Source organism: Natronomonas sp. (assembly GCF_028274965.1).
Taxonomy (GTDB): Archaea; Halobacteriota; Halobacteria; order Halobacteriales; family Haloarculaceae; genus Natronomonas.
In genome coordinates, this window is record NZ_JAQCNO010000023.1 from 1 (window position 1) to 16,363 (window position 16,363).

Below are 16,363 nucleotides of genomic sequence, written 5' to 3' on the forward strand. Positions count from 1 at the left end.
CACCCGTCGTCACTCATCGCTCGTGCCGAACCGCTCGCGGGCCTCCTCGGCGCTCGTCGTTCGTCCCTCGCGGATGTCCTCCTCGGCCTCGAGCAGGGCGACGAGTTCGTCGCGGTCGAACGTCGGGAACTCGACGGCGTCCCGAAGCGTGTACCGGATGAACTCGCTCCGGCTGTTGAACCCGCGTCCCTGCCACGTATCGTCTATCTGTTCGAGGAACGACTCGGTGAGTTTGAAATTCACCGTGGCGATGTCGTCTCCGCCGTCGTCATTCGTAGCTGCTTCAGACATATAGACGTAATACACTGGTCTTACCAATAGTCGTTTCGGCGGAACCTCACTCGTCACGTACTCGTCGTTGATAGCCGCATCGAGGACGTTCTATCACATTCCTGACTAAGCCTTATCTGTCTCTCTGTGAGTGTTGATTAGCGAAATCCGGGGTGTCGCTTGAGGGGACGCGCCCCCGGTCGATTTCGGGACTATCCCGCCGCTGTCTGTGAATTAGTTTGTGTGTCCTGACGCTTCACCGAATCGCATTACCGCGACGGATGCCCTGTTTAGCGAGAGACGCGAATCTTGAACGGGTTTTATTCAGATAAGTGTAGCCATAAAAGTGTGCGTACAAGGAGTGTACGGCAGAAAGAGCCTAGGGCGGGATTTGAACCCGCGCTCTCGTCCTTACCAAGGACGCGCTTTACCGCTAAGCTACCCAGGCGCTGACGGCTTCGTTCGCCGCGTCCGCTCCTACTGCACAGCCGTACATGAATGTGATGAAAGCCGTCGGCGGTGCCGTACCGTGCCGTGTCAAAGCAGTAATTGGAACCTCTCTGAGCTCGCCTCGCCAGTGAGGCGAACCACTCAACCGGAGTGTCTATCTGGTTGTCCGTCAAGCAACTCTGAAAACGACGAAACCCGTTAGAAATCCGAAAGTGAGGCTACGTCGCCACCCTGATCGTCTCTTTCAATCTGGACATCTGTATCCTCCACGGGGTTGTGTGACACCCCATACCCCTCCTCGGTTTCTCGAACATCCGAGACAGAGTAGAACTGGACCGGTTTCTCCTGCTTCGTCGTGACGGGGAAGTCGTAGTTATCAGCCTGATATTTGAACTCTTTTCCCCCGGACAAACGCTCCTCAACGAACTCTTTGTGGTCGTCTAACCGTTGTTTGACGACCTCACGCGAGTATTCTGGAATGTCTCCGACTCGTTGCTTGAACAACCGTACGAATTCCTCATCCAGTTCGTATCCGACAGAATTTCGCCCTGCGACCATCGCGGCAAACGACGTCGTCCCTGTTCCCCAGAACGGGTCAAGCACAGTATCCCCATAGACGGAATACATACTGATGAGTCGGTACGGAATCTCGAATGGGTACGCCGCAGACCGCTCTCTTAATTCGCTTTGTCCAAGCGCTTGAAGCTCGCCATTAATATCCATCCAAACGTCGGAAAACCACTGATTCCTTTCTTCCCAAAAGTACGCCGAACTGTAGCGTCGTTCCGACCCCGGCTCGAAGGTTCGACTGTCCTTCCCGTTGCGGAAGACAAGAATATACTCGTGTTCGAGCGTGACGTAGGCGTTGGGCGGGAGCATACCTGAACCCATAAATTTGGCTCCCGAGTTGACCGGTTTGCGCCACAGCACCTCGGGCAGCGGCTCGAAGCCGAGGGCCTCGAACGCGTCGGTGACGCGCGAGTGGTTCGGAAACACCCGGAAGGTTCCGTCCACCGTTCGCGTCGCGTCCCCGACGTTGACACACGCGATGCCGCCGTCGACCAGTACCCGCCGGATCTCCTCCCAGACAGATTCGAGCGCCCCGTGCATCCGACGGAAGGCCGCTTGCCCGTCGCCCGCCTCGAGGCGGGCCCCTATCTCGGGATCGAGTTCGGCGAACAGCCCGTCCCACATCTCGACCATCGGATACGGCGGTGACGTCACGACCAACTCGACGGAGCTATCCTCGAGCTCCGAGAGCGAGCGCGAATCTCCGGTGACAATCCGATGTGTCGTCTCCATCGAGCGTGGGTTCTCCGCGTTGCCCCCTTAGTCTTTCCCGGATTCCGGTCGCTCTCGATCGAGCCCGCGGCCGCGGTCGCTGCCGGCGCACCGGCACCGATCGGCTGCGCCGGCTACGGGAGATCGCCCGCGGTCGTCGCGTCCGGTCCGGCGGCGGCGAGGACGCGCTCCTCGAGGCCATCGAGGGCGACGTCCGGCGGCGACAGTGGGTCCGTCCGGAGCTCCCCGGCCAACGCGTCGGCGAACGGCCCGATCCCCTCGGGGACGGACCCGAGAGCGAGGTCGGCGCCGGCGACGACCGCGATGCGGATGAAATCGGTCTCCAGCCCGCGGTCAAGCGCCGCGCGATCGGCCTCGGGGTCCTCGCGACGGGTCTGGTCGCGGCCGAACCGGCGAACCGCCTCGACGACGTCCGCGGCGACGGCCGTCGCGGCGAGGCGTTCGAACCCCCGCGCCACGAGCACCTCCGCCGCGATGGCGTTCATGTCGCCGTTCGAGCGGTCACCGTTCGTCCAGGGGTCGGCGTCGATGAGCTCCCGCGAAAGCGCCAACCCTTCGTAGGTCATCTGGAGGCTCGCGCCCCGCTGTGCCGCCGCGTCCGGGCCGACCGACTCGCCGAGGGTCGCGGCGGTACACACCGTCAGCGCGCCGGGGGTCATCGACGCTGCTGCGAGCACGCCTTCGAGGCGTTCGCGGAGGGCCTCGGGGCCGATATCGCCGATCCCGTCGCGGAAGGCGGTGCGGGCGCGGGCGGCTTCGTCCATCTATGCCGTTGTGTCGGGTGCGAGCGCAAAATGGGTTTGGAAACGACCGCGCCCCCGAGCCCCGACCGACCCCGGCGGACGACCACAGCACTTACTACTCGAACCGTTCCTGATGGGCGTAATGATAACCATCGAAGACGAGGGCGGCGTGCGGGTCCTGACGCTCGATCGCCCGGAGCGCCGGAACGCGCTGACGCCCGCCGGGCTCGACGCGCTCGCCGAGGCGGTCGAGGCGTGCCCGGCGCCCGTGGCGTACCTGCGCGGCGCCGGCCCGGCGTTTTGCGCCGGCGCGGATCTCGCCGCCGTCGCCGCCGTCGCCGAACCCGACGCCGACGCTGATACCGACGCCGTCGAACCGTTCATCCGTCGGGGGCAGCGCGTCGCCAACGCGATCGAGGAGAGCCCGGCGGTCGTGATAGCCGGGATCGACGGCGCGGTCCGTGGCGGCGGCGTCGAACTCGCTGTCGCCTGTGATCTGCGCCTGGCGACGCCCGCAGCAACGTTCGGCGAACCCGGCGTGACGTTCGGTCTCTTCGGAGCCTGGGGCGGGACGATCCGTCTCCCCGAGGTCGTCGGCCTCGGCGACGCGCTGGATCTGTCGCTCTCCGGGCGGGTCATCGACAGCGAGGAGGCCCTCCGCATCGGCCTCGTCTCGCGGGTGCTCGAGGAGCCCCGAACGGTCGCCGAGCGGATCGCGGACAACGACCCGACGGCGATGGAACTGCTCAAGGAGCGACTCAGAGACCGCCGCGAGAAGCCGCTCCGCGAGGACGCCGAACTCGCGGCGTTCGAAACGCTCGTCGAGGAACACGCCGAACGGCTCCGGGAGTTCGGCGAGTAGCCGACCGCGCCGGAGGTAGCTACGACGCGTCGGGGGCCGGCGGCATCGCCCGCTTGTGCGCGCTCGCTTCGTGCAACTCGAGGACCCGACCGACCGCGTCCGCGCCGACGTCGAGCGTTTCGACCGTTGCGTGTTTCGACAGCGGCCCGTCGACACAGAGCGCGAGCACGGCGTCGAGGTCGTCGTAGCCCAGCCCCATCTCCTCTTCGTCGGTCTGGCCGTCCCACATCCCTGCCGTCGGCGTCCGGGTGACGAGATCCTCCGGAACGTCCAGGCTCCGGGCGAGCTGTCTGACCTGGCACTTGTAGAGGTTTCCGATCGGGTTGCAGTCGACCGCCTGATCGCCGTACTTGGTGTAGTAGCCGGTCATCGCCTCCGAGCGGTTGCCGGTCCCGAGCACGACCCGGGACTCGGCGTTGGCGACAAAGTAGTTCAACACGGCGCGCGTTCGCACGCGGACGTTGCCGAGGGCCATCCGGTCTTCGACGGCGTGATCCGGGGCGGCCTCGACGAAGGCGTCCACGATCGGGTTGATCTCGATGGTGTCGTACTCGATTTCGAGCGTCGTCGCGACCCGTTCGGCGTCGGTCTCGTCGGCCTCGGCGTTGGCCGAACTCGGGAGCAACAGGCCGTGGACGGCGTCCGCGCCGAGCGCCTCGACGGCGAGGTATGCGACCGTCGTCGAGTCGATGCCGCCCGAGAGCGCGACGACCGCGCCCTCCGCGTCGGCCTCCGAGACGACGTCTTCGATGAACCCGACGATGCGTTCGCGTCTCGCCGCGAGCTCCGATTCGGAAAACAACAGTTCGACGCCCGTTTTCTCTTTCAGGGCCTCTGTGTTCGTCATCACCAGTATGCAGGGGCTCTCAGAACTAATAAGCTCCCGTCGGTGCGGCGTTTCTGAACGTCCGTGGTGTTTTCCCGTCGGGTCCGACCCCGCCGCGTCCCCCGCGTCCGGCGACCGAGTACTTGAAGTGCGACCGCCCGAAACCCGCATCCGAGCGCCGTTGGTCCAGTGGTAGGACATTGGCTTCCCAAGCCAATAGCCCGGGTTCGATTCCCGGACGGCGCACTCCGACCCACCGCTTCCTTGGGGTTCGGACCGCGACGCGCGGGCGATACGACCCACCGCTATTGAGGGTGAAACTACGTCGTCTCGTTCCGTCCCGCTGCGTCTCGTCCCGTCTCGCCATGTCGCGTCGCTTCACAGCGGCCCGAGACCCACCGCATATTTAATACCGTCTCCCCCGGGGCTGTCGTATGGACACACAGGTCGCGATCGTCGGCGCGTACGGCAGCGCCGGCGTGGCAGTCGCACAGCAACTCGCCGGCAGTGACGGCATCGAGTTGACGCTCATCGACGACGGCGACCCCGGCGGCGGCCTCTGCATCCTCCGGGGATGCATGCCCTCCAAGGAGGTCCTCTCGGCCGCCGAACACCGCTTTGCAGCCCGACACGACCCGCGGCTCGACGGCCCGTATCCGGCGGTCGATCCTGAGGCGGTCGTCGAGCGCAAAAACGAGCACACGGCCGCCTTCGCCACCCACCGCCGCGCCGCCGTCGACGGCCTCGCCGACCGCGAGGGCGTGGAGTTCCTCCGCGGCACCGCCACGTTCCTCGACGACCGCCGCCTCGCGGTCGGCGACCGGACGCTCGATCCGGAATACGTCGTGATCGCAACCGGGTCGACGGTCAACGTCCCGGACCTGCCGGGCATCGACGACGTGCCGGTTCGGACCAGCGCGGACGTCCTCGATGCGACCGAGTTCGGCGACTCCGGAGTCGTCATGGGCTTCGGTTACGTCGGGATGGAACTGGTGCCCTACCTCGCCGAGGCCGGCGGGATGGACCTCACCGTGATCGAACACGACGCCCGCCCGCTCGACGAGGCCGACCCGCCGTTCGGCGACGAACTGCTGTCGTACTACCGCGACGCCTTCGGCTTGGACGTCCGGACGGAGGCCCGCGAACGGCGCGTCGAACCGACCGACGACGGCGGCGTCCGGATGGTGCTGATCGAGGACGGCGAGGAGCGAACCGTCGAGGCCGACCAGCTGTTCGCGTTCACCGGCCGCCGACCCGCACTCGACCGCCTCGGACTCGAGAACACCGGCCTGCACCCGGAGCCGGGCTGGGTCACGGACACGATGCAGGCACGCGGGGACGACCGCGTGTTCGTCGTCGGCGACGTCAACGGCAAGGAGCCCATCCTCCACGTCGCCAAGGAGCAGGGCTTCACCGCGGCGGCGAACATCCGCGCCCACCGCGACGGCGACGCGCTCGAGGCGTACGAGAACGTCCACCACCATGTCGTGTTCTCGGGGCTGGGCGTCCTCCCGTTCGCCCGGGTCGGCCACTCCGCCGAGTCCGCGCGCGAGGCGGGGATCGACTGCGTCGTCGTGACCCGACACGCCTCCGACGACGGCGTGTTCAAAACGAAAAACGTCGACGAGGGCCTGGGTCGGTTGGTCGTCGGCACCGACGGGACCGTGCTTGGCTGGCAGGGTCTGCACTACCACGCCGACGCGATGGCGAAGACGATGCAGGTGGTCGTGGAGACGGGCATGGACGTCCGGGAGGTGCCCGACCGCGCGTACCACCCGACGACGCCGGAGATCCTCGACAGCCTGCTCCGGGAGGCCCGAGCGGAGCTGTCGGGGTAGGGGCCGTTTCGCCGCGCTCGAGTGGTCGCACAAAACCTAAGCCGCCGGACGGCACACCTACGCTAATGACCGACGAGTACGTCTGTGATGTCTGCGAGGAGACCTTCGAATCCGAGCGGGAACTGCGGCGACATCTTTACGACACGGGTCTCGTGGACTGAGCGCCCCCGGCGACGCGCCTCGGTGCGACCCGATAACCACAGTGTGGGCGCGTCCGTTCTGTTCCATACCGTTCCGTCCCGTTCTGAATCTCACGCCCTCGCACGCCCCGAACCGAGAGGCGCTCGTACCCGACGAACCGCGCGACCCCGGGAACGCACCGCGGCGGTCCGTACGGTATATAGCTCTATTGTGGCGTACGCAGAGGCGAGAACGGGACGCACCCGTATTGAGGGATATTATAAGTCTTCAATAATCGAACCTCGCCACTAATCGGTGATGGCACGCAAGACCCGCCGTCGCGTCCTGCAGAGCACTGGTGTCGCACTGGCCGCCGGCCTCGCCGGCTGTAGCTCAGACGGTTCTGGTAACGGTTCCGGTGACGGTTCCGGTGGCGGCTCCGATGGTAGTTCCGGTGGCGGCTCCGATAGCGAGTCCGACTCGACCAGCGAGTCGTCGGGCGGCGACTCTGAACCGGTCACGTTCCTGGAGACGCCGGGCGAGACGCCGGGGGACACCGAAGAGATGTGGGAGCCGTTCGAGGAGCACATCACTTCGGAGGTCGACGGGCTGAACTTAGAGGTCAGTTTCGCCGATAGCACCTCGGGGATCGGCCAGTCGCTTCTCAACGACCAAGCCGAGATGACGCGCAGCGACATCGTGTTGCTCGCGAATCCCGAGGACATCGACGTCGTCGGCATCGTCGAAGAGGGGGGCGCGTCGGTGTACTTCGCCGGAATCGCGACGCGTCCGGACTCCGATATCGAGGAACTCGCCGATCTCGAAGGGGAGAGCATCGTGTTCGCCGACCGGCTCTCGACGAGCGGGTCGCTGTACCCCAACTACATGCTCAATCAGGCCGGACTCGACACCGGAGAGGCCCCGTACGGCGACCCGGTCGACTACGACGGCACCTGGACGAGCGGCCAAGCCGGCGCGATAGAGAACTTCCTAAACCGAGACGAGTTTGCCGCCGTCGGCTGTGACATCGCGGTTCTGTTGGAGTACATCTCGGAGGACCAGTGGCCAGACCGGGTCCGCGAACGGTCCGGTCGGTGGGACGACGACGTCGGGTCGAGTTCGACGGAGCTGGAACTGGTCGAGGCGTCGCAGTCGCTCCCGCTCTCGCCCATCATCGCGCGCAGCAACTGGGAACACCCGCTACGCTCCGACATCGAAGAGGCGATCCTCTCGATCGACGATGAGACGCTTCGGGAGCCGGACGGGGACGTAGACAACCCGATCAGTGCGGTTTCGCCCGGCAGCAACGAGGATTACCAGCCCATCCTCGACGTGATCAACACGCTCGGCGTCGACCTCGGAGACCTATAGCTGTATATGAGCCTTCGTGTACAGAACCTGACAAAAGAATACGGAGACACGACAGCCTTGTCAGACGTCTCCTTCGACATCCCCGACGGGAGCTTTGCGGTCCTACTCGGCGAGTCCGGGGCCGGCAAGTCAACGCTGTTGCGGATCCTCAACGGGTTGACCGAACCCACCACAGGGAGCGTGTACGTCGATGATCAAAAGATCACCAACTCGAGATCGGACGTGGGGATGGTGTTTCAGCAGCACAACCTCGTCGATGAACTGAGTGCCTACGATAACGCGCTGACCGGGACGTTCAACAGAACCGGATTCCTTCGGAGCCTGCTCAACTTACAGCCCACGGAGGACCGGGAACTCGCCTTAGAGGCACTGGATACGGTCGGATTGCTCGACGAGGCAGGCCAGAAGGTAGACCGCATGAGCGGGGGCCAACAACAACGCGTCGGAATCGCACGCGCGCTGGTTCAGCAACCTGCGCTCCTCCTCGCCGACGAGCCCGTCGCCAGTTTGGACCCTGCCAGCGCCGAGACGGTGATGACGTACTTCCGTGAGACTGCGAAAACGCGCGACCTCACGACGCTGGCAAGCCTCCATCAGGTCAATATCGCCCGGGAGTTCGGCGAGCGGTTTATCGGTTTGAAAGACGGTAATGTGATGTTCGTCGGCTCGCGCTCAGAGCTCACACCCGCGGTTCTCGAAGAGATCTACGGTGAGATCCAGACGGAGGAACTCCGCGAAGGAACCGAGGCTGCAGACTCGAACGAACCCACGCAGAGCGAAACCACCAACATCGGAGCTGAACTATGAGCACCGATCGCGATCGCCTCGTCGAGAGGCTACTCCGACGGTTCTTCGGCGGTAGTCGAGAGGATTCGGACGTCAAACAACGGCACAGCGAACTGAAGCGTGCCCGAGTGGTACGTCGGCTGTCTCAATCAGCCGTACTGACTGGCATTGCGGTACTGCTGTACGTGTCGTTGAATGCGGCCGGGTTCTGGAGCACAGAGTGGGTGGAGTACTGGCCGCAGTTCGTCGAGGCGCTCGCGCTGTATTTCCCGCCGACGCTGTATTTCGATCTGATCCCCTTCGTCGATCTCGGCCGCTACTACCAGTTCATGGACGAAGCCGGGCTGGTCGGTGAAGCCGGAATCACGCTGGCGATCGCGCTCGCGGGGACGATCATGGGCGCGCCGTTGGCACTGCTTTTCGGTATCCTCGGAAACGAGCGGGTCACCCCGTTCCCGCTCAATTTCCTCTTCCGGGGCGTGATGAGCATCATCCGGTCGATCCCGGCGCTCGTCTGGGCGATAATATACGTCCCCTTGGGCGGGATCACGCCCGTAACCGCAACGCTTGCCCTCGGTACAGACACCATCGGAGAACTCGGCCGGCTACTCACCGACGAGCTCGAAGAGGTCGATGACGGACCCATCGAAGGGATCAAAAGCACCGGCGCAGGCAAGCCGCAGATAATCACATTCGGGATGCTTCCCCAGATGGTCCGGCCGTTCATCGCGTGGGCAATGTTTGTCTTGGAGAACAACGTCCGGTCCGCGGTCAGTCTCGGCATCATCGGAGCGGGTGGTCTGGGAGTGACGCTAACGATCGAGCAGCAAACCTTCCAGTTCACAAACATGATGGCGACGATTCTATTTATCGTGGGACTCGTCATCTCCGTCGAGATGATCAGCCAGCGAACACGCTCGTACCTCCGTGAGGGAGACGATGTGGAACAGCTGAGCTTCTATCAGCTCGTTGTCGGCTTCCCCCGGCGGATGTCCGACTCGCTGCTGAAATAACCGCCCACCGGCCGGACGCCACCCTCAGCACCGTCCGCCGGGGCGTTCGAACCCCGATGGGTGATAACGCGCCGTCTCTCCGCCGGCACGCCGCGTTACCGTTCCGTCAGGCGTCCTCGGCGTCGCCGCCGAGCACCGCGTAGAACGGATCGCCCGGTCCGCGCTCGGTGACCCGTCCGGTCGCGGCCATGCCGCCGGCCCGGACGTACGAGGCGACCAACTCGGCCCGTCCGTCCATCGACGCCTCCCGCCACGCGGCGACCGCCTTTGACGGGAACATCCGGTCGGTGAAGCTCACGACGACGACGCCGCCGTCGTCGCGGACGCGGTCGAACTCGGAGAACACGGCCGCGGGGTACTGGAGGTACTGCACGGACAGCGCACAGCAGACGACGTCGAAGGCGTCGTCCGACAGCGGGAGCCGCCGCTCTCGGTTGAGATCCTGGACGAACCACTCGTCGTACCGGTCGTTGGCCCGCAGTTCCGCCTCGTTGAGCCCGTGCCCGACCACCCGATCGAGCCGCGTCCCGGGGAAGTGCGAGACCCAACTGCCCATGGCGTCGAACACCCGGTCGCCGCGGTCGAAGATCTCGTCGTACAGCCGCGTGAGCCGATCGCGGAACGCGTCGTCCGCGTGGGTGACGTACCGCGGCTCGCCGTAGAACCGCCGGTCGTCCCCCTCGTCGATCCGCCGGCGATCGGCGTCCGATAGCACAGTCATCGCCGAGGGTACGCCTTCGAGACGTATCAACGTCTCTCCATTCGCTCCGATCGGCCTCGACCGTCCGATCACGGCGGTCCCGCGACCGGCGGACGCCCCGGCGCTCGCCGCAGGCGGTCCGTTCATCCGTCGCCGTCCGGGTCGCCGCGTCCGCGCGATCCGAACCACGACGCCGGCTCCGGGATGACCCCCGATACGATCCCAACGAGCAGCGCGGCGTACCCCGCGAGGCCGCCGAGAACCACCGCGGACGGCGCTCCGTCGCGCCGCCGGGAGGCGAGAAGCGTCCCGACGGCGAGCCCGACCGGCGAGCCGACGCGGACGGCGGGCCGCCGCCACAGCCGGGCCGCCCGCTCCGGCCACCGCGCGAACGCGAGTTCGATCGCGGCGGCGGCGATCACGCCGAGGAAAAACGGCGCCGCGTCCGCCGTTTCGCGCGCCGCCGACTCCCCTCTCTGTCGGGCGACCCAGACGACGAGCGCGACGCCGGCCGCCGAGACCGAGTCCGTGAGACGCGTCGACACGGGCGAGGGCGTGTTCTCCGCGCACATATCGGTACCGGCTCGATCGCGGAGGCTGGTCCCGCCGACCGGACGGGGCGCCGAAAGGGGTGGAAGGAGCGTGTGACTGTGATCCTTCCGTGCGGTGTTCGGCGGGCATCGAACATAAATTCTTGTCGGGAGCGGGGATTCACACGGGACCGCCCGCGGCGGGCGATCGCGGGCCGGGCGGTCTATCGCCGCTCTGTCAGCCCCAACCCCTGTACGGTCGGCAGCGCCCAGCCCCGCCTCACCGCGACCAGCCGTATCCCGACGGTGACGACCGCACAGACCGTGGCGGCGGTGCTCGCAGTCGCTCCCAGAAAGCCCGCGAGCGCGTAGACCGCCCCGCCGCCGACGGCACAACTCGCGTAGAAGTCGTCGAACAGGATGAACGGCGCGCGGTCGAGGAGGATGTCAGCGAAGGCGCCCCCGCCCACCGCGTTGATCGTCGCGATCGCGACAACGCCGAACGTGGAGACGCCCGCCTCGGTCGCGACGATCGCGCCCGTCGTCGCGAAGGCCGCGAGCCCGACCGCGTCGGCGACCAACGTGACCGGGTGCTCGTCGGGCGATCGCAACACGGCCCGCAGCCCGATCGCTAAGAGGACGCCGAACACCCCGAGTGCGATCTCGCTGGGCGTCCGGAGGGCCAGCGGGAGCCGCCCCACGAGCACGTCCCGTGTCACCCCGCCGGCGAACGCCATCGCCAGCCCGACGATCGTGATCCCGAACAGGTCGAACTCCTCGCGGATCGCCTTGGACGCGCCGACGAGCGCGAACGCCATCAGGCCGACGGTGTTCATGACGGCGAAGGGGTCGCCCAACAGCGACGCGAGCGCTCTCAACGCGACGACGGCCGCCTGGCTCATCCCGGCACCGACGGACCGGCGGGTGTTAGGTGCTGCGTATCGGCGCGGCCGCCTCGCGGGCGCGACCGACGCCTCGGGGCTCGGAGCGCCCGGACGGCGCGCGCCAACGGCCGGGCGAACCCGCGCCGTCTCACGGGTCGAGAACGACGTTTTCGAGGTCCCCGTCGCTTTCGAGCGCGTCGTGGTTGCCGGCGAGGATCCCCGCGAGGCGCCCCCAGTGTTTCGGGGTGTGACCGCCCGTGTGCGGCGTGATGAGCGCGTTCTGTAGCGTCCAGAGGGCGTGGTCCTCCGGCAGCGGCTCGGGGTCGGTCACGTCGAGGGCCACGCCGCGGAGCCCGCCGGCCCGGAGGGCGTCCACGACCGCGTCGGTGTCCACGATCGCCCCCCGAGCCGTGTTCACGATAACCGCGTGCGGCGGCAGCGTCGCGATGGCCTCTCGGTCGATCAGCCTCCGCGTGAGATCGGTGAGCGGACACGCGATCACGAGGTAGTCGCTCCGGGCGAGCGCGTCGTGGAACGGCCCCTCGTCGAAGCCGATCACCTCGTCGGTCGGCCCGCCCTTCCGCTCGGTGTACCGGACCCCGATGGTCTCGACGCCGAACCCCTCCAGGCGCTGCGTGACAGCCCGTCCGATCGACCCCAGACCGACGACGGTCACCGTCGAGTCCGCGAACTCGAAGGACTGGAAGTGCCGCCACTCGCGGTTCTGCTTGCGGCGCCACCCCTCGTGGAGCCGGCGGGCGAACGCGAGCATGTGGCCGATGGCCTGCTCTGCGATCCCCGGGGCGTGGATCCCGCCGGCGTTCGTCACCGTCACGCCCCGGCGCTCAAGGGCCGCCATCGGGAGGTGATCCGTCCCCGCGAAGGCGCACGCGAACAGTTCGAGGTTATCGGCGGCCGACAGGAGCCCCTCGTCGATGCCGACGCCCGTGACGACGCGCGCGCGCCGGACGAGCGCCCGCTCCTCGCTTGGGGTCCGGGCGTGTCGGACATCGGCGGCGGGGAGCCGTTCGCGGATCGCCTCGGCGTAGTCGGCCATGGCGAGCCCTTCGGTGCCCTCACGGAGGACGACGATGTCCGGAGCGCCCCCGTCCGCGTCGCCGTCCCTGGCGTTCGCGTTACCCATCGACGGCCTCCGGCGCGGTTTCGATCACAGACGAGACAGGGCACACGATGCGACATCGGACTGTGGGCGATCCGGACGGTGTCATATCTCCGATTTTATTCCTTTGGGCGTGCGCTCTCGGTCGGTCGGTGCGGACCGCCGGGGCTGCGCTCGGGCTCGACGGACGGTCGGTCGCCGAGCGCGCGGCGACGGCGGGCGCCTGATCGATCGGGTCGGTGTGTGGGCTCACGGGCAGCCGGCTCTACGGACCCGTTGTTCATCAGTCGTCGGGGGAGAGACGCTCCGAGAGACCGGCCTCGCGGCCGCCCCACTCGAACCGTCGCTGGAAGTACAGCGCGACGTTGACCAGCGCAAGCAGGACCGGCACCTCGATGAGCGGGCCGACGACGGTCGTGAACGCGACCCCGGAGCCGACGCCGAAGACGGCGACGGCGACGGCGATCGCGAGTTCGAAGTTGTTCGACGCCGCGGTGAACCCGATCGCCGTCGTCGTCGAGTAGTCCGCGCCGATCCCGCGGCCCATCCCGAAGCTCACGAGGAACATCACGACGAAGTAGATCGTCAGCGGCACCGCGATCAACAGGACGTCACCCGGCGAGGCGACGATCCGGCCGCCCTGCGTGGCGAACATCACGACGACGGTGAACAGGAGCGCAACAAGCGTCAGCGGGTCGATCCGGGGGACGAACTCCTCGTCGTACCACGTCTCGTCCTTGAGTCGCGTGCCGGCGTAACGGGTCAAAAACCCGGCGGCGAATGGGATACCGAGGAAGACGACGATCGCCTCGAACACCTGCGTCGTCGTGATGTCGAACGTCGTGACCCCCGCGACGAGCGACTCCATGCCGAACACCGGGGGCAAAAACAGCGCGAAGAACCAGACGTACACCCCGTAGGTGACGATCTGAAAGAGGCTGTTGAATGCGACCAGCCCGGTGACGTACTCCGTCGAGCCCTCCGCGAGCTCGTTCCAGACGAGCACCATCGCGATGCAGCGCGCCATCCCGATGAACACCAATCCGAGGAAGTACTCGGGGCGGGCGGGAAGGCCGGGGACGACCCCGCCGAAGAAGACGATCGCCAGCCCGAACATCAGCGTCGGGCCGATCAGCCAGTTCTGGACGAGGCTCAACCCGAGGACCCGCCAGTTGCCGAACACGGCCCGGAGCCGCGAGTAGTCCGCCTTCGCAAGCGGCGGATACATCATCGCGATCAGTCCGATCTCGACGAGACGGAGGTCCTGTATCGGCTGTGTCACCGACGGGGCGACGAACCCGAGGCCGACGCCGACCGCCATCGCTCCGAGGATCCAGACGGTGAGGTACTTGTCCAGAACGTCCATCGAGCGCGGGTCGCCGCAGGCCTCACACCCGCAGTTCGGACCGTGCTCGTGTTCGTGCCCGACGTTACTCACCGTCCACGCACCCCTCGAGGACCGTGACGAGCGTTATCGCGCGGTCGGTCGCTCGGTACTTCTTCCAGCGCCCGTCCTTGCGTCCCTCGAGCAGCCCGGCCTCGACGAGCCGCCCGAGCGCGTGACTCAGCCCGCTCTCGGTGACGTCGGCGACCGCGTTCAACTCGCAGACGCAAAGCTCCTCGCCGGCCGCGACGAGGACGCGGACGAGCGTGTACCGCGTCCGGTTGCCGAGCGCCGTGAGGACGTCCAGTTCCGCGTCGACCCGGGTCTTCCCAAGCGCCGCTTCGAGCGTTCCGAGTTCGTCGAGGCGGCGCTCGACGTCCTCGCTGCGACACTCCCCGAGTTCGTCCTCGAGGTAGCGCTGAAGCCGTTCCGTCGGTTGTGCCATCGAACAACGGTTGAACAGCCGTGCAATTAATTTTTCCGGAACCGGGGGTCGGTCGGCGTCGGAAACGCGGCCGTCGTGACGTGAGACTCCGCGGTGCGTCGGGGTGTTAGAGCGTTTAGGCCGTCTACACGGCTGTTTTATCGGCGAACACGAGCACTGTTCGAGGGAGACTCCGCGCGGTCTACCCGCGCGACGACCGAGCCGCCGGTCCGAAACGATTGAAAAGCGGTTGAGAAAACATTGAAACGGACCGAGCCCCGCGATCGGCGTCGCCGCACCGACGGCTACGCCCGGTCACTCCGCCCCGTCTTCGCCGAAGAACTCCGCGACCCGGCGTTGGGTTTCGGGCTCGTTGTACGCCGCGATCGCGTGGTGGATCGCCTGCCGCATCGACTCGTCGACGTTCGGCGGCCGGACCGAGTGGACCTGCCGTTTCGCCATCCCCTGGACGTACGTCGGCTTTTCGGCAAGCGTCGTCTCCAGTTCTTCGAGGGCCGCCTCGAACTCCTCGGGGTCGTGGCGCTCCTCGATCAGCCCGATCTCGTGGGCCCGCTTGGCTCCGATCGTCTCGCTCGTCATGATCAGGTACTTTGTCATCCCCTCCCCGATGATGCCCGGGAGCTTCTGTGGGCCGCCGAGGTCCATCGCCAGGCCGACCGCCGACTCGGGGAGGCCGAACCGCGCCGTGTCGTCCGCGATCCGGATGTCGCATGCGATCGCAAGCTCCAATCCGCCGCCGAGCACGTGGCCCTCCAGGGCCGCAACGACCGGCGCATCGAGCGATTCGACGGACCGGAGCGCCTCGTGGACCGGCTCAAGCAGGTCCCGGACCGCAAGCGGCGTCATCTCGCTCCACTCGGGGACCGAGGACATGTCCACGCCCGCCGAAAACGTCCCCTCGGTCCCGCGAAGCGTCACGACGGAGACGTCCTCGTCGGCCAACTCCTCGAAGACGTCCCCGAGCCGAACGAACATCTCGCCGGTCAGGGCGTTCGATTTCTTCGGGCGGTCTATCGTGACCGCGGCGCGATCGCCGCTCCGTGTGACGGTGACGTGAGACGTCATACCGCCCCGTTCGACGACCACCGTCTTTGTCTTTCGGTCCACCGGCGCCGTCCGTCGGCCCGCTTCCGGCGCTTCGAGAGATCTGAAGCCGCGCCGCGCGGTGCGTCTATACCGGAGGTCCGAGCGTCGTCGCCCTCGGGCACGAACAGTTATGTCCCCGGAGGCGTTTTGATCCGACGTTCGACCCGACCCCGTCTGACATGCCAGCAGAGCACAGTTCCTCCGATCGGACCCGGATCGCCCTCGTCGCCTGTTGTCTGCTCGCGGTGGCGCTCGCGGGGGCGATCGTCCCGGCGCTCGGTACCGATACCGACGCCGACGCGGACGTTGACACCGCCACCGCCGAGAGCCCGTTGGACCGACTCCTGCCGGGCGAGAGCGTTCCGTACGTCTCCGGGTCCGACCGGAACGAATCGACCGGGGACGACGCCACCGGCTTCGGCGCGCTGGAGCCGGGCAACGCGACGGGCGTCGGCGGCGAGACCGGCTTCGACAACGGCACCTACGCTTCGAGGGATACGACGGTCCACTTCCGCGTCGAGAGCGACGAGCCCGCCTTCTGGCGGACGGGCGCCTACGGCACGTACACCGGCCGCGGCTGGACGCGAACCAACGAAACGACCGCCTACGACCCGCCGATCGGGGCGGCGGCAG

Annotated in this window: 17 protein-coding genes, 2 tRNA genes and 1 pseudogene; 8 read left to right on the plus strand and 12 right to left on the minus strand. The window is 66.8% G+C overall.

Features of this window, described 5'->3' with window-relative positions; all coding sequences use genetic code 11:
* Positions 1-9 precede the first annotated feature (9 nt).
* The 4 genes from Q0916_RS03970 to Q0916_RS03985 form a co-directional block, all read right to left on the minus strand.
* Positions 10-291, minus strand: coding sequence for a ribbon-helix-helix domain-containing protein (locus tag Q0916_RS03970; RefSeq protein WP_008307424.1), 282 nt, complete (start codon positions 289-291; stop codon positions 10-12).
* A 355-nt stretch (positions 292-646) separates the two neighbouring features.
* Positions 647-718, minus strand: a tRNA-Thr gene (locus Q0916_RS03975).
* Positions 719-918: 200 nt separating this feature from the next.
* Complete coding sequence (locus Q0916_RS03980) at positions 919-2,022, minus strand: DNA-methyltransferase (RefSeq protein ID WP_299234704.1); 1,104 nt, start codon at positions 2,020-2,022, stop codon at positions 919-921.
* Positions 2,023-2,135: 113 nt separating this feature from the next.
* Positions 2,136-2,786 (minus strand): DUF7114 family protein, encoded by a 651-nt coding sequence (locus tag Q0916_RS03985; RefSeq protein ID WP_299234707.1) that lies wholly within the window; start codon positions 2,784-2,786, stop codon positions 2,136-2,138.
* A 121-nt stretch (positions 2,787-2,907) separates the two neighbouring features.
* On the opposite strand from Q0916_RS03985, the gene Q0916_RS03990 reads away from it, so the two are divergent.
* Positions 2,908-3,627 (plus strand): enoyl-CoA hydratase/isomerase family protein, encoded by a 720-nt coding sequence (locus Q0916_RS03990; RefSeq protein WP_299234710.1) that lies wholly within the window; start codon positions 2,908-2,910, stop codon positions 3,625-3,627.
* A 19-nt stretch (positions 3,628-3,646) separates the two neighbouring features.
* On the opposite strand, the gene Q0916_RS03995 is transcribed toward Q0916_RS03990, so the two are convergent.
* Entirely contained in the window at positions 3,647-4,474 is an 828-nt protein-coding gene (locus Q0916_RS03995; protein ID WP_299234715.1) for an NAD+ synthase, read from the minus strand.
* Positions 4,475-4,628: 154 nt separating this feature from the next.
* Between Q0916_RS03995 and Q0916_RS04000 the strand changes: the two genes are divergently transcribed.
* The 6 genes from Q0916_RS04000 to phnE all read left to right on the plus strand — a co-directional run bounded on the left by Q0916_RS04000 (position 4,629) and on the right by phnE (position 9,581).
* A tRNA-Gly gene (locus tag Q0916_RS04000) sits at positions 4,629-4,699 on the plus strand.
* Between the two features lie 188 nt (positions 4,700-4,887).
* Positions 4,888-6,291, plus strand: a complete 1,404-nt coding sequence (locus Q0916_RS04005) for a dihydrolipoyl dehydrogenase family protein (protein WP_299234718.1) — start codon at positions 4,888-4,890, stop codon at positions 6,289-6,291.
* Positions 6,292-6,356: 65 nt separating this feature from the next.
* A complete protein-coding gene (locus tag Q0916_RS12130; protein ID WP_349254503.1) occupies positions 6,357-6,452 on the plus strand; it encodes a C2H2-type zinc finger protein in 96 nt (31 codons plus the stop codon).
* A gap of 277 nt (positions 6,453-6,729) precedes the next feature.
* Positions 6,730-7,782, plus strand: a complete 1,053-nt coding sequence (locus Q0916_RS04010; protein WP_299234721.1) for a PhnD/SsuA/transferrin family substrate-binding protein — start codon at positions 6,730-6,732, stop codon at positions 7,780-7,782.
* 6 nt (positions 7,783-7,788) lie between these two features.
* Positions 7,789-8,589: a phosphonate ABC transporter ATP-binding protein gene (gene phnC / locus Q0916_RS04015; RefSeq protein WP_299234726.1), complete on the plus strand. Its 801-nt coding sequence runs from the start codon at positions 7,789-7,791 to the stop codon at positions 8,587-8,589.
* A complete protein-coding gene (gene phnE / locus Q0916_RS04020; RefSeq protein ID WP_299234729.1) occupies positions 8,586-9,581 on the plus strand; it encodes a phosphonate ABC transporter, permease protein PhnE in 996 nt (331 codons plus the stop codon). Before phnC ends, phnE begins: the two co-directional genes overlap by 4 nt.
* Before the next feature lie 106 nt (positions 9,582-9,687).
* Here the strand turns inward: phnE and Q0916_RS04025 are convergent, their stop codons facing one another.
* The 7 genes from Q0916_RS04025 to Q0916_RS04055 all read right to left on the minus strand — a co-directional run bounded on the left by Q0916_RS04025 (position 9,688) and on the right by Q0916_RS04055 (position 15,709).
* On the minus strand, positions 9,688-10,302 hold the full coding sequence (locus Q0916_RS04025) for a methyltransferase domain-containing protein (RefSeq protein ID WP_299234732.1): 615 nt from the start codon (positions 10,300-10,302) through the stop codon (positions 9,688-9,690).
* 122 nt (positions 10,303-10,424) lie between these two features.
* A complete protein-coding gene (locus Q0916_RS04030) occupies positions 10,425-10,826 on the minus strand; it encodes a hypothetical protein (protein ID WP_299234735.1) in 402 nt (133 codons plus the stop codon).
* A 209-nt stretch (positions 10,827-11,035) separates the two neighbouring features.
* A complete protein-coding gene (locus tag Q0916_RS04035; RefSeq protein WP_299234738.1) occupies positions 11,036-11,713 on the minus strand; it encodes a trimeric intracellular cation channel family protein in 678 nt (225 codons plus the stop codon).
* 130 nt (positions 11,714-11,843) lie between these two features.
* Complete coding sequence (locus Q0916_RS04040; RefSeq protein ID WP_299234741.1) at positions 11,844-12,839, minus strand: NAD(P)-dependent oxidoreductase; 996 nt, start codon at positions 12,837-12,839, stop codon at positions 11,844-11,846.
* A 259-nt stretch (positions 12,840-13,098) separates the two neighbouring features.
* Positions 13,099-14,253 carry an ACR3 family arsenite efflux transporter gene (gene arsB, locus Q0916_RS04045; protein WP_299234746.1) on the minus strand — a complete coding sequence of 385 codons (1,155 nt, stop codon included), beginning with the start codon at positions 14,251-14,253 and terminating at the stop codon, positions 13,099-13,101.
* Positions 14,246-14,644: an ArsR/SmtB family transcription factor gene (locus Q0916_RS04050; protein WP_299234749.1), complete on the minus strand. Its 399-nt coding sequence runs from the start codon at positions 14,642-14,644 to the stop codon at positions 14,246-14,248. The genes arsB and Q0916_RS04050 overlap by 8 nt, the downstream gene beginning before the upstream one ends.
* A gap of 294 nt (positions 14,645-14,938) precedes the next feature.
* The gene (locus Q0916_RS04055) at positions 14,939-15,709 is read right to left on the minus strand and encodes an enoyl-CoA hydratase/isomerase family protein (protein ID WP_299234752.1); all 771 of its coding nucleotides are present in this window, start codon (positions 15,707-15,709) and stop codon (positions 14,939-14,941) included.
* A 200-nt stretch (positions 15,710-15,909) separates the two neighbouring features.
* On the opposite strand from Q0916_RS04055, the pseudogene Q0916_RS04060 reads away from it, so the two are divergent.
* Positions 15,910-16,363 (plus strand): annotated as a pseudogene (locus Q0916_RS04060) (hypothetical protein); the annotation flags it as partial.

Coding starts and splice junctions, on each gene's coding strand:
- Q0916_RS03990 (WP_299234710.1), top strand. CDS start 2,908: ATGATAACCATCGAAGACGAGGGCGGCGTGCGGGTCCTGACGCTCGAT.
- phnE (WP_299234729.1), top strand. CDS start 8,586: ATGAGCACCGATCGCGATCGCCTCGTCGAGAGGCTACTCCGACGGTTC.
- Q0916_RS04035 (WP_299234738.1), bottom strand. CDS start 11,713: ATGAGCCAGGCGGCCGTCGTCGCGTTGAGAGCGCTCGCGTCGCTGTTG.
- Q0916_RS04040 (WP_299234741.1), bottom strand. CDS start 12,839: ATGGGTAACGCGAACGCCAGGGACGGCGACGCGGACGGGGGCGCTCCG.
- Q0916_RS04050 (WP_299234749.1), bottom strand. CDS start 14,644: ATGGCACAACCGACGGAACGGCTTCAGCGCTACCTCGAGGACGAACTC.
- Q0916_RS03995 (WP_299234715.1), bottom strand. CDS start 4,474: ATGACGAACACAGAGGCCCTGAAAGAGAAAACGGGCGTCGAACTGTTG.
- Q0916_RS03980 (WP_299234704.1), bottom strand. CDS start 2,022: ATGGAGACGACACATCGGATTGTCACCGGAGATTCGCGCTCGCTCTCG.
- Q0916_RS04055 (WP_299234752.1), bottom strand. CDS start 15,709: ATGACGTCTCACGTCACCGTCACACGGAGCGGCGATCGCGCCGCGGTC.
- phnC (WP_299234726.1), top strand. CDS start 7,789: ATGAGCCTTCGTGTACAGAACCTGACAAAAGAATACGGAGACACGACA.
- Q0916_RS04005 (WP_299234718.1), top strand. CDS start 4,888: ATGGACACACAGGTCGCGATCGTCGGCGCGTACGGCAGCGCCGGCGTG.
- Q0916_RS03985 (WP_299234707.1), bottom strand. CDS start 2,786: ATGGACGAAGCCGCCCGCGCCCGCACCGCCTTCCGCGACGGGATCGGC.
- Q0916_RS04025 (WP_299234732.1), bottom strand. CDS start 10,302: ATGACTGTGCTATCGGACGCCGATCGCCGGCGGATCGACGAGGGGGAC.
- Q0916_RS03970 (WP_008307424.1), bottom strand. CDS start 291: ATGTCTGAAGCAGCTACGAATGACGACGGCGGAGACGACATCGCCACG.
- Q0916_RS12130 (WP_349254503.1), top strand. CDS start 6,357: ATGACCGACGAGTACGTCTGTGATGTCTGCGAGGAGACCTTCGAATCC.
- Q0916_RS04010 (WP_299234721.1), top strand. CDS start 6,730: ATGGCACGCAAGACCCGCCGTCGCGTCCTGCAGAGCACTGGTGTCGCA.